The organism is Streptomyces sp. NPDC001750 (assembly GCF_042892615.1).
Lineage (GTDB): Bacteria > Actinomycetota > Actinomycetes > Streptomycetales > Streptomycetaceae > Streptomyces.
Genome location: NZ_JBIAUE010000064.1, coordinates 1 through 13,544, shown reverse-complemented (window position 1 = coordinate 13,544; position 13,544 = coordinate 1). Strand labels below are relative to the sequence as shown.

At 73.9% G+C, this 13,544-nt stretch carries 2 protein-coding genes; both read left to right on the top strand.

Features of this window, described 5'->3' with window-relative positions; translation table 11 throughout:
• Positions 1–54: 54 nt before the first annotated feature.
• Positions 55–5,061, top strand: a complete 5,007-nt coding sequence (locus tag ACFYY6_RS37695) for an amino acid adenylation domain-containing protein (protein WP_389197689.1) — start codon at positions 55–57, stop codon at positions 5,059–5,061.
• Between the two features lie 60 nt (positions 5,062–5,121).
• A partial coding sequence (locus ACFYY6_RS37690; protein ID WP_389197687.1) for an amino acid adenylation domain-containing protein occupies positions 5,122–13,544 on the top strand: 8,423 nt, incomplete at its 3' end.

Genomic DNA, 13,544 nt, shown 5'->3' with positions numbered 1-13,544 from the left:
GCCGTCGGGTGCGGCGTCGACGCTGCTGTGCTGCGTGAGTATGCGGGGGGTGCGTTGCCGGAGTACATGGTGCCGTCGGCGTTCGTCGTTCTGGATGCGCTGCCGTTGAACGTGAACGGCAAGGTGGACCGCAGGGCGCTTCCCGCTCCGGAGGCAGAGACGGGGGAGGAGTATGTCGCTCCGCGCACCGATGCGGAGAAGATCCTCGCGGGCGTGTGGGCGGATGTGCTCGGTGTCGAACGGGTCGGCGTCCACGACAACTTCTTCAGCCGCGGTGGCGACTCCATCGCCAGCCTCCAAGTCGTCTCCCGCGCCCGTCGAGCCGGAATCACCCTGACCTCGCGGGACGTCTTCCAGCGGCAGAACGTCGCCGACCTCGCCGCGGTCTGTTCCACGTCCTCCGCCGTCGACCCGTCCGACGCGGCGGCCGACACGGGTCGGCCGGCCGTCTCCGGGCCGGTCGGGGCGACCCCGATCCGTGAGTGGTTCTTCGCACACCACCCGTCGGCCCCGCACCACTTCGCCATGTCGATGGCGTTCGAGTCGGCTGGCGAGGTCGACGTGCCCGCGCTGCGGACCGCCGTGGCGGCGCTCGTCGCGCAGCACGACGGACTGCGTTCCACGTTCCACCGTGCCCCCGGCGCCGACGCGTGGACCGCGGTCATCGCTCCCGTCGCCGATGTCGTCGTGGACTCCGTCCTCACCGTCCACACCGGCGACACCGATACCTGGCGTGCCCAGGTCGCCGCCGCGCAGGCGGGAATGGACCTCTCCTCGGGGCCGCTGTTCCGCGTCGTCGTGGGCGACCGCGGCCCGGACCGCCCCGCGCTCCTCGGGATCGTGGCCCACCACCTCCTCGTCGACGGCGTCTCCTGGCGCATCCTCCTGGAGGACCTGGAGGCGGCGTACGCCCAGGCCCGCGCCGGGGACTCGGTGCGCCTCGACGCACGGACCTCGTCCGTGCGGGAGTGGGCCGACCGGCTCGCCCGGCACACCGCGGACGGCGGGTTCGACGACCAGGTCGCCTACTGGCACGAGGCCGCCGCCCCGGATGCCGTCGCTCTTCCCGTCGACTTCCCCGACGGACGAAACACGATGGCCGTCCAGTCCACCGTGGAGGTGACCCTCGACCCGGAGACGACGGCGGCGCTGCTCCACCAGGTGCCGCCCGTCTACCGGACCAGGGTCGACGATGTCCTGCTGACCTGTCTGGCGCGGGTGCTGCGTACGTGGACGGGGCGGGAGCGGACGGCGGTGGACTACGAGGGTCACGGGCGGGAGGATCTGTTCGACGACATCGATCTGACCCGTACGGTCGGCTGGTTCACGACCATCCATCCCTTCGCGCCCTGCCTGCCCGAGGCGGGGGACGGCGACGGCTTCGGGGCCGCGGTCAAGGCCGTCAAGGAACAACTGCGGGCCGTCCCCGACCGGGGCATCGGCTACGGCGCGCTGCGCCACCTCGCCCCCGACACCCCCTTCACCGACCACCCCGCACCCCGCATCAGCTTCAACTTCCACGGCCGGTTCGACGCCACGGCCGGGCCCGGCGGAGCCCCGTCCGCCGACGGTCTCCTCGGGCGGATGCTCCCTCCCGTCGGAGGGGACCACCACCCCGACGAGCGGCGCGCCCACGAACTGGACGTGATCGGTGTCGTCATGGACGAACGGCTGACGTTCACCTGGACGTACTCGACCGAGCGGCACCGCGCGGCCACCGTCGAACGCCTGGCACACGACCTCGCCGCGCAGATCAGCGGCTTCGTGCGGCACTGCGCCCGGCCCGAGGCGGGCGGGCGTTCGCCCTCCGACTTCCCGCTCGCCCGGCTGGACCAGGCAGCCGTGGACGCGGTCGTCGGGGCCGGGCGGCAGGCGCAGGACGTGGAGGACGTCTATCCCCTCACCCCGTTGCAGAGCGGCATGCTGTTCCACACGCTCGCCGACCCGGCCGTCTACCTTGACCAGGTGTCGTTCGTGCTGGAGGGCGCCGGAGACCCGCAGGTCCTGGCCGAGGCGTGGCAGCGGGTCGTGGACGCCACTCCGGCGCTGCGCACCCACCTCGTGTGGGAGGACGTGCCGCGGCCGCTCCAGGTCGTGCGCCGACGGGCCGCGCTCACCGTTCGCCACGAGCCGGCCGGTGCGGACCCCGTCGCCGTCGCGGCGGCCGAACTGGCCGCCGGCATCGACCTCGCCGGCGGGCCGCTGATGCGGATCGCGCTCGTGCCGGAACGGCCCGGCGCCGTCCGTGTCGTGTGGACGTTCCACCACGTCGTCCTCGACGGATGGAGCACCTCCCGGATATTCGCGGACGTCTTCGCTCACTACACGGCGCTGACGTGCGGCGAACGCGCCCCGGTCGCGGCCGGGCCGCCGTTCGCCGACTACGTCGCCTGGCTGGAGCGCCAGGACCCGCGGGCCGCCGAGGAGCACTGGCGGCGGGTCCTCGACGGTTTCCGCGCGCCGACCCCACTGCCGGTCGACCGGACCCCGGCCCCCGGACACCGCGCGCACGCCGCCGAGCGGGTGCGGGCCGAACTCGCCCCCGCCGACGCGGCCGCCGTGTCGCGGATGGCGCGGGAGCACGGACTCACCCTCAACACGGTCGTCCAGGGCGCCTGGGCGCTGCTGCTCGCCCGCTACGCGGGAGAGACCGACGTGTGCTTCGGCGCGACCGTCTCCGGACGCCACGCCGACCTGCCGGGCATCGAATCGACCGTCGGCAACTTCCTCAACACCCTTCCGGTGCGCACCGATACCGGTGGGTCCGGCAGCGTCGTCGACTGGCTGCGCGGACTCCAGGCCGAGCAGGTGGAGGCCCACCGCTTCGAGCACCTCTCACTGCGCGGAATCCGCGAATGCGCGACCGAACTTCCGCAAGGAAACGAGCTGTTCGAGAGCATCGTCGTCTTCGAGAACTACCCGGGCAACGAGGAGGCCGCCGCCGCGCACGGGCTGCGCGTCACCGACGTCACCGCCGTCGACACCACCAGCTATCCGCTGGACCTGACCGCGTACGCCGACGCGGACCGGCTCGCCCTGCACCTCTCCTTTGACCCCGCCCTGTTCGGCCGTGACCGGGTCACCCGCCTGTCCGCCCAACTCCGCGCGCTGCTGCGGGCCATGGCCGAGGACCCGACCGTACGCCCGGCCGAACTGTCCATGCTGCCCGAGGAGGAGCGCGCCCGGCTCGTCGAGCCCGGCGGCTGGAGCGGCGGGACCATTCCGTACGAGGACGGGACCTGCCTGCACGAACTGATCGGCGCGCAGGCCCGCCGAACCCCGGACGCCGACGCCGTGGTGTGCGGCGACGACGTCCTGTCGTACGCCGAGCTCGACGCCCGCGCCAACCGGCTCGCGCACGAACTCGTCGCCCGCGGCGCCGGGCCGGGGGCCGTCGTCGCGATCTGCCTGGAGCGCGGCACCGAGATGGTCGTCGCCCTCCTCGCCGTCCTGAAGTCCGGCGGCGCATACGTGCCACTCGACCCGGCCCACCCCGCCGAACGGCTCGCGTACGTGCTGGACGACAGCGACGCCCGGATGGTCCTCACCCTGGCCTCGCTCGCCCCGGCGCTGTCGACGGTCGACGCGCCCGTCCTGGCGCTGGACGCCGAACCGCTGAGCCGCGCCGTGGCCCATCACCCCGACACCGCTCCTCTCACACGGGTGCGGCCCCGGGACCTGGCGTACGTCATCTACACGTCCGGTTCCACCGGGCGGCCCAAGGGTGTCCAGATCGAGCACCGCAGCGTCAGCCACGGGGCCGCGTCGTGGGACGCCGCCTACGGGTTCACCGACGGGCGGCCGGTGCGTCAGCTCAACGTCGCCAGCATGTCGTTCGACGTGTTCGTCTCCGACCTCGTGCACGCACTGTGCCACGGCGGCGCGCTCGTCCTCGCCCCCGCCGACACCGTCACCGACCCGGGCCGCCTGCTCGACCTCGTGCGCTCCGCGGGCGTCACCCACCTCGACACGGTGCCGGCCCTCGCCACCGCGCTCGCCGACGAGGCCGCCCGGCGCGGCGAGGAACTGCCGCCGCTGAGAGTCCTCGCGGTCGGCGCGGACCTGTGGCGCACCGACGACTGCCGCCGCCTCCTGGACCGTGCCGACACGGCGAAGACGACCATCCTCAACACGTACGGGGTGACCGAGGCGACCGTCGAGTCGTGTCTGTACCCGGTGCACGCCGACACCCTGCCCGACACCCCGAGCGTCCCCATCGGCCGCCCCAACCCGGGCATCCGCATGTACGTCCTCGACGAGACACTGCGGCCCGCGCCCGTCGGCGTCACCGGCGAGCTGTACCTCGGCGGGCCGAGCGTCGGTCGCGGCTACCTGGGCCGCCCCACGCTGACCGCCGAGCGGTTCGTCGCCGACCCGTACGGGGACCGGCCGGGCGACCGGCTCTACCGCACCGGTGACCGGGCCCGGCATCTGCCCGGCGGCGACATCGAGTTCGCCGGGCGCGCCGACGAACAGACGAAGATCCGCGGCTTCCGCATCGAACCCGGCGAGATCGAGGCGGCCCTGCGCAAGCACCCGGCCGTCTCCCACGCCGTCGTCATGGCACGCCAGGACCACGGTGCCGCGCCCCAGCTCGTCGCGTACACGGTCCTCCACGACGGCCACGCCTTCGTCCCGGCCGAACTGCGCGCCCACCTCAAGGCCCTGGTGCCGGCGTACATGGTCCCGGCCGCGTTCGTCGCCCTCGACGCGCTGCCGCTCAACGCCAACGGCAAGGTCGACCGTCGCGCCCTGCCGGCACCCGACCCGGACGCGGTACAGACCGGGACCGAGTACGTCGCCCCCCGCACCCCCGGCGAGGAGACCGTCGCCGCCATCTGGCAGGAGGTGCTGGGCCTCGAACGGGTCGGTGCCGAGGACGACTTCTTCGCCCTGGGCGGAAACTCGATCCTCACCCTCCAGGTCACCGCCCGGATCCGGACCCGGTTCGGTGTGTCCCTCACCGTCCGGGCCGTCCACGACGCCCCGACCGTGGCCGCACTCGCGGACGCGGTGGAGGAACGCATCCTCCAGGAGCTCGAAGAGTCGATGCGGGGCTGAGCCGCGCCCGCCACCGACCCGCACGCACGCGCATTCACCAGCACGACCCGAGGGGGTTTCATGAACACGGCGTCCACGCCGAACTGGAAGTCCGAAACGGTACCGGCGGCGGGCGCCACCGTCCTGGAGGCGGTCGCCCACTGGGCGGCCCGCACCCCGGACGGCATCGCGGTCGAGCACGGCGACACCGCCCTGAGCTACCGGGAGCTGAACGAGCGGGCGGGCCGGCTGGCGCACCTGCTCCGCCGGTCCGGGGCGCGGGCCGAGGACCGGATCGCCGTCTGCCTGGACCGCTCCCCGGAACTGGTCGTCTCGCTGCTCGCCGTGCTGCGGGCCGGCGGCGTGTACGTGCCGGTCGACCCCGGCTACCCCGCCGACCGCATCGCATACATGATCGAGGACGCCGCCCCGAGGCTCCTCGTCACCCGCGGCGGTCTCGGGGTTGGGGCCGCCGTCGCGGGGACCGAGGCCGGTTCCCGCGTGATCGACCTCGACCACGTCGGGGCCGAGCTGCGCACCGGTCCGGCCGCCGCCCCCGCGGCCGGTCCCGGCGCCGCCTCCGGCGCCGCGTACATGATCTACACCTCTGGTTCCACCGGCCGCCCCAAGGGCGTCGTCGTCCCGCACGCCGGACTCCCCGGCCTCGCCGCCGCGCACACCACCGCGCTCGACCTGCGGTCCGGCGACAAGGTCCTCCAGTTCGTCTCGCCCAGCTTCGACGTGGCCATGGCCGACATGGTGATGACCCTCACCGCCGGGGCCACCCTCGTCCTCGCCCCCGGCCAGCCGCTCGGTGACGAACTGCTGAGGCTCCTCGCCGACCGCCGCGTCACCCACGTCATGCTGCCGCCCGTCGTCCTGGGCACCCTGCCCGCCGCCGACCTGCCCGCGCTGCGCACGGTCGTCGTCGGCGGCGAGGCCTGCCCCGACGACACCGTCGCCCGCTGGGCCACCGGCGGACGCCGCGTCATCAACGCCTACGGCCCCACCGAGGCCACCGTCTGCACCACGCTCTCCGCCCCGCTGCCCGCCGACCGCACCGGCCCGCACCCCATCGGCCTGCCCATCGACGGCGCCCGCGCCCACGTCCTCGACGCCCGGCTGCGCCCCGTCGCCGACGGCGAGTGGGGCGAGCTGTATCTCGGCGGCCCGCTCGCCCGCGGCTACCACCGGCGCACCGGCCTCACCGCCGGGCGGTTCGTCGCCGACCCGTACGCCGAGCGGCCCGGCGACCGGCTCTACCGCACTGGTGACATCGTGCGCCGACGGCCCGACGGCGACCTGGAGTACGGCGGACGCGCCGACGACCAGGTGAAGATCCGCGGCCTGCGCATCGAGCCCGGCGAGATCGAGGCCGTCCTCGTCGGCCACCCGGCCGTGCGCAGCGCCGTCGTCGTCGCTCGCGAGGACCGGCCGGGCCTCAAGCGCCTCGTCGCCTACCTCGTCGGCCACGACGGCGACCGCCCGTCGCCGGCGGACGTCCGCGCGCACGCCGCCGCCGAACTGCCCGAGGCGATGACCCCGTCGGCGTACGTCGTCCTGGACGCGCTGCCGCTCACCGCCAACGGCAAGCTCGACCGGCGCGCCCTGCCCGCCCCCGAGGAGGACTCCGACCGCCCCTACACCGCCCCCCGGACACCTGCCGAGACCGCCGTGTGCGCGATCTGGGCCGACGTCCTCGGCGTGACGCGGGTCGGGGCCGACGACGAATTCCTCGACCTCGGCGGCGACTCCGTGCTCGCCCTCCAGGTCGTCACCCGCATCCGCGCCGAGCTGGGCGCGGCGCTCACCTGGCGCGCGCTCTTCGACCATCCGACACCGGCCGCGCTCGCCGCGCTCGTGGAGAGCGACCCGGACGGGGCACGCGGCGAACCGGACCGTATCCCCGCGCGGACCGACCGGACCGGGCCGCTGCCGCTCGCACCCGCCCAGCAACGCCTTTGGTTCCTGCACGAGTTCGCCCCCGACAGCGTCGAATACAACACCGCCGCCGCCCTGCGGATCACCGGGGCACTGGATCTCGACGCGCTGCGCGCCGCCGTCGGCGACCTCGTCGCACGGCATGAGACCCTGCGCACCGTCTTCGAGAACCACGACGGACGGCCAGTCCAGGTCGTGCGGCCCGAACTCGACGTCCCCGTAAGGACCGTGGACCTCGCCACGGAAACCGACGCCGACGCGGCTCTCGACCGGGTCCTCCTCGCCGAGCAGTCCGTCCCGTTCGACCTGCGCACCGGCCCGCTGCTGCGCGTGCTCGCCGTCGCGCTCCGGCCCGGCGAGCACGTCGTCCTGCTCACCCAGCACCACATCGTCACCGACGGCTGGTCCATCGGCGTCCTCGTGCGCGACCTGGGCGCCCTGTACGCGTCCCGCCGCGACGGCACGGCCCCCACCGGCCTGCCCGAACTCCCCGTCCAGTACGCCGACTACGCCGCCTGGCAGCGCGCCCGGACCGAGGGCGACGCCCTGGACGCCCAGCTCGGCCACTGGCGCACCCGCCTCGCCGACCTGCCCGTGCTCGACCTCCCCACCGACCGGCCGCGCCCCGCCGTGCGTACCGCGGCCGGAGCGCTGCACACCTTCCACGTGCCCGCCGCCCTCACCGAGCGCCTGACCGCCCTCGCCCGGCAGCAGCGGGCCAGCCTCTTCATGGCGCTGACCGCCGTGACCCAGCTGCTGTTCGCCCGCCACAGCGGACGCCGCGACATCGCCCTCGGCACCGTCACCTCCGGCCGCGACCACCAGGACACCGCGAACCTCGTGGGGTTCTTCGTCAACACCCTCGTGCTGCGCTCCGACATCGACGAGACCGGCTCCTTCCGCCACCTGCTCGACCGCACCCGCGGCATGGTCCTGGACGCCTTCGCCCACCAGGACGTGCCGTTCGACCGGCTCGTCGAGGCGCTCGCGCCCGAGCGGGACCCCAGCCGCACCCCGCTCGTGCAGGCCGCGCTCGTCCTGCAGAACGCCTTCGGCGACGCCGACGGCCTCGACGACTTCGCCGGACTGCCCGCCGCACGCGTCCCCGTTCCGCGCGCCTCCGCCCGGTTCGACCTCACCCTCGAATTCTCGGCGCACGACGGCGGACTCGACGTCGAACTCGAGTACAGCACCGACCTGTTCGACGCCGTCACGATGCGGCGTCTGGGCCGTCAATGGGTGGATCTCGCCCAGGAGCTCACCGCCTGCCCCGAGCGCCCCACCGCCGCCATCGGCCACCTCACGCACGACGAACGCAACCGCATCGTCGAGGAGTGGGGACGCTCCGCCGTCGGCGCCGGAGCCCCGTCGCTGACCCTGCCCGCCCTGTTCGCCGCCCGTACCGCCGCGGCCCCCGACGCGCCCGCCGTCGAGCACGGCGACACCACCCTCACCTACGCCGAGCTGGACGCCGCCTCCGCCCGGCTCGCCCACCTGCTGCGCACCCGGGGCGTGGGCCGCGAGACCCGCGTCGCCGTCCTCCAGCCCCGCTCGGCCGACTGGCTGGTCAGCCTCCTCGCCGTCGTCAGGGCGGGCGGCGTCTACGTACCCGTCGACCCCGAGTGGCCCGCACAACGCCTCGACCACGTCCTGCGGGACTGCGGCGCCCGGCTCGTGATCCGCGCCGGCGACCCGGCCGGCGCGCAGCCACCGACCCCGGCCGTCCTCGGCCTGCCCGTCCTCGACCTGGACGACCCCAGGGTCCGGCGTGAGACCGCCGCCCGGTCGGCCACCGCGCCCGACGTGAGCATCCCCCTGGACGCCGCCGCGTACATGATCTACACCTCGGGCTCCACCGGCCGCCCCAAGGGCGTCGTCGTCACCCACCGCGGCATCGCCGGTTTCGCCGCCGCGGCCTCCGCACGCCTGCGCACCGACCCGACCGCCCGCGTCGTCCAGCTCGCCTCGGCCGGGTTCGACGCCTCCGTCATGGAACTCCTCATGGCCTTCGGAGGCGGCGGCACCCTGGTCGTCCCCGACGGCAACGGCCCCCTCGTCGGCGAGGCGCTCCACCGCTTCTTCGCCGAGCGCCGCATCAGCCACACCCTGATCCCGCCGACCGTGCTCGGCACCATGCCGCCCGGCGACCTCCCGGACCTGAGGGTCGTCTCCACCGGCGGCGAGGCCTGCGGCCCGGACCTCGTGGCCCGCTGGGCCCCCGGCCGGACCATGGTGAACGCGTACGGCCCGACCGAGGTGACCATCGCCGCCTCGATGAGCCGCGAACTGAACCCCGGCGCGGGCGCGCCGCCGATCGGCGAGCCCGTCGCAGACGCGCACGTCGCCGTCCTCGATCCCTGGCTCCGCCCCGTACCCGTCGGGGTCGTGGGAGAGCTGTACGTGTCCGGCCCGGGTCTCGCCCGCGGCTACCACGACCGGGCCGGTCTCACCGCGGAGCGCTTCGTCGCCGACCCGGCGGGAACGGGCGGCCGGCTCTACCGCACCGGCGACCTCGCCAGCTGGCACACCGACGGCCAACTCGCGTACCAGGGACGGGCCGACGACCAGGTCAAGATCCGCGGTCTGCGCATCGAACTCGGCGAGATCGAGGCCGTCCTCGCCCGCCACCCGTCCGTCGCGCAGACCGCCGCCGTGGTACGCGAGGACCGCCCCGGCCACCCGCGGATCGTCGCGTACGTGACCCCGGCCCGCCCCGGCGCCCGTCCGGACGCCGACGCCCTGCGCGGGCACGCCGCGGCCGAACTCCCCGCGTACATGGTGCCGTCGGCCTTCGTCGCGCTCGACCGGATGCCGCTCAACTCCAGCGGCAAGACCGACCGCAAGGCCCTGCCCGCACCGGACACCGACGGCGCGGCCGGGCACGTCGCCCCGCGCACGGAAACCGAACGGACGCTCTGCGAGATCTGGACCGACGTCCTCGACCTGGCGGACATCGGCGTGGAGGACAACTTCTTCGCCCTCGGCGGTGACTCCATCCTCAGCATCCAGGTCGTCACCCGCGCCCGCCAGGCCGGACTCGACCTGACCTCGCGCGACATCTTCGCCCACCAGACCGTCGCCGCCCTCGCCGCACACGCCGACGCCGCGGACAGCCGGAGCACGCCGACCGTGCGGGCCGAACAGGGCACGCTGCGGGGCGAGTTCCCCACCACTCCCATCCGCGAGTGGTTCTTCACCACGCATCCCGTGGCCCCGCACCACTTCAACATGGCGATGGAGCTGACCCCCGCGCCCGGCACCCGCCCGGACACCCTGCGCGCCGCCGTCGCCGCGCTCCTCGATCAGCACGACGCCCTGCGGTCCGTCTTCCCCCTCGGCACGGACGGCGTCCGCCACGGCCACATCGAGCCGACCGTCGACATCGACGCCGTCCACACCGTCCACCCGCTCCCCGAGGGGCCGGCCGGCGACACCGCATGGGCCGACCTCACCCACCGCGCCCAGCGCGAACTCGACCTCGACCACGGGCCACTGGTACGGATCCTCGCCGCCGTACAAGGCGAAGGATCCGACCGCGAGGTCACCCGGATCCTCGTCGTCGTCCACCACCTCGTCATGGACGGTGTCTCCTGGCGCATCCTCCTCGACGACCTCGCCACCGCGCACACCCGGATCAGCGACGGACACCCCGCCGGCCTCGGCCCCAAGACCACCTCCGTACGCCAATGGGCCGACCGCCTCGCCGCACACACCCGCGACGGCGGCTTCGACGACCAGCGTTCCTACTGGGAGAGCGTCCTCGACGGCGCCCACACCGGCCCGCTGCCCGCGGACCTGCCCGACGGCGCCGACACCGTCGCCCACCAGCGGACCGTGACCGTCGCGCTCGACACCGACGAGACCGAGGCCCTGCTGCACACCGTCCCGCCCGTCTACCGGACCAGGATCGACGATGTCCTGCTGACCTGTCTGGCGCGGGTGCTGCGTACGTGGACGGGGCGGGAGCGGACGGCGGTGGACTACGAGGGTCACGGGCGGGAGGATCTGTTCGACGACATCGATCTGACCCGTACGGTCGGCTGGTTCACGACCATCCATCCCTTCGCGCCCTCCTTGCCCGATGCGGGGGACGGCGACGGCTTCGGGGCCGCGGTCAAGGCCGTCAAGGAACAACTGCGGGCCGTCCCCGACCGGGGCATCGGCTACGGCGCGCTGCGCCACCTCGCCCCCGACACCCCCTTCACCGACCACCCCGCACCCCGCATCAGCTTCAACTACCTCGGCCGCATGGACGCCGCCACCGCCGACCACGACTGGATCCGGTCGACCACCCTGAATCCTGGCGGCGAATTCGCCCCCGACGAGGCCCGGCCCCATGAACTCGACGTCATCGGCGAAATCCGCGACGGCCGCCTCACCCTCACCTGGACGTACTCCGACGCCCGCCACCACCGCACCACCATCGAACGCCTCGCCCACGCACTGGCCGACGACCTGCGCCGCTACCTGAGCCACTGCGCCGACCCGGCGAACGGCGGACGCACCCCGTCCGACCACCCCCTCGCCGGTCTCGACCAGACCGAGACGGACCGCATCGCCGGCAACGGCCGCACCGGCGTCGCCGACATCCTTCCCCTCACCCCCCTCCAGGCGGGCATGGTCTTCCACGCCCTCGCCGAACCCGGCTCACCGACCTACCTCGAACAGTTCTGCTTCCTCCTGGAGGACACCGAGGGCCGGACCATCGACACTGCCGCCCTCGCCGACGCCTGGCAGCACACCGTCGACCGGTCCGACGCCCTGCGCGCCGTCCCCGTCTGGGACGGACTGCGCCACCCCGTCCAGGTCGTGCACGACCACGTCACCCTGCCGGTCACCGTCCTCGACTGGACCGACACACCCGGCGAGGAACCGGCCGAGGCCGAGCGGCGCCGCGAGGCCGCGCTGCGCGACCTGCTCGCCGCAGACCGCGCGCAGGGCATCGACCTCACCACGGCACCGCTCATGCGGCTCGTCCTCATCCGCTGCGCCCCCCACCGGACACGGGTCGTGTGGACCTTCCACCACCTGCTCCTCGACGGCTGGAGCACCGCCGCACTGCTCGACGACGTCATCAGCCGCTACGCGACCGGCATCGCCGCCCCCAGGCCCCCCTTCCGCCGCCACCTCGCCCACCTCCACGAGCGGGCCGGGCAGCGCGCGGCGGGCCTCGACCACTGGCGTACCGCGCTCTCCGGCTTCACGGAGCCGACCGCACTGCCCCACGACCGCGCCCCGCAGGACACGGCCGGTCACGGCCGCTCCACCGCCCATGTCGCCCGCACCGCGTCCGAGGCGCTCTCCGCGCAGGTCACCGCGTTCGCCCGGCGCCACCACCTGACGGTCAACGCCGTCGTCCAGGGCGCCTGGGCCCTGCTGCTCTCCCAGTACGCGGGCACCCGTGACGTCGTCTTCGGGACGACCGTGTCCGGCCGGCCCGCCGACCTGCCCGGGGCGGAGGAGATCCTCGGCCTGTTCATCAACACCCAGCCGGTACGCGTCGGCATCGATCGCGGCCGGTCGGTCACCGCGTGGCTCACCGCCCTCCAGGCCACGCACGCCGAGGCCCGCCGCCACGAGGACATCGCACTCAGCGACATCCCGACCGAGCTGCCCCCGGGCGCCCCGCTCTTCGAGAGCCTTCTGGTGTTCGAGAACTACCCCATCGACACCGACCGTGTGCAGCGGTTCGGCCTGGCCCTGCGCGACATCCAGGTGACCGAGACCACCAACTACCCGCTCGTCCTGACCGCCTACGCCGCCGGAGACCTCAGCTTCGACCTCGGATACGACCCCGGCCGCTTCGACGCGAGCACCGCGGAGCGTCTCGCCGCCCATCTGGAACACCTCCTCGACGCCCTCACCGGCTCGCACCCCGACACCCTGCTCGGAGACCTGTCGGTCCACTCCGACGACGAGCTGCGGCGGGTCCTCGACGAGTGGAGCGACGGCGGGGGCAGCGCCTCCCATGGCCGTTCGGTCGTCGCCGCCTTCGCGGAACGGGTCGCGTCCGGCCCGGGTGCGGTGGCGGTGCGATGCGGTGACATCGCCCTCACCTACGCGGAGTTGGACGCGTCCTCGGACCGGCTGGCGCGGGTGCTGGTCGAGCGGGGGGTGAAGGCCGAGACCAGGGTCGGCCTGCTGCTGGAACGATCGGTGGACGTGGTCGTTGCGATGCTGGCCGTGCTCAAGTCCGGCGGCGTGTACGTGCCGTTGCACGCCTCGTATCCGGAGGAGCGACTGCGCCGCGTGCTGGGGCAGTGCGGCGCCCGGGTCGTCGTGACCGATACGGCGATGGCGTCACGCGCCGCCGCGGCGGCCGTGCCCGTGGTGCGGGTGGACGAGGCGCCGCGCGACGGGAAAATGGCCCTGCCGGTGTCGACGGGGGCTGCATCTTTGGCGTATGTGATGTTCACGTCGGGGTCGACGGGTGTGCCGAAGGGTGTGGCGGTCACGCATGGGGACATTGTTGCGTTGGCGGCGGACGGTCGTTGGGGTTCGGGTGGGCATGGGGCGGTGTTGTTCCATTCGCCGCATTCGTTCGACGCGGCGACGTATGAGGT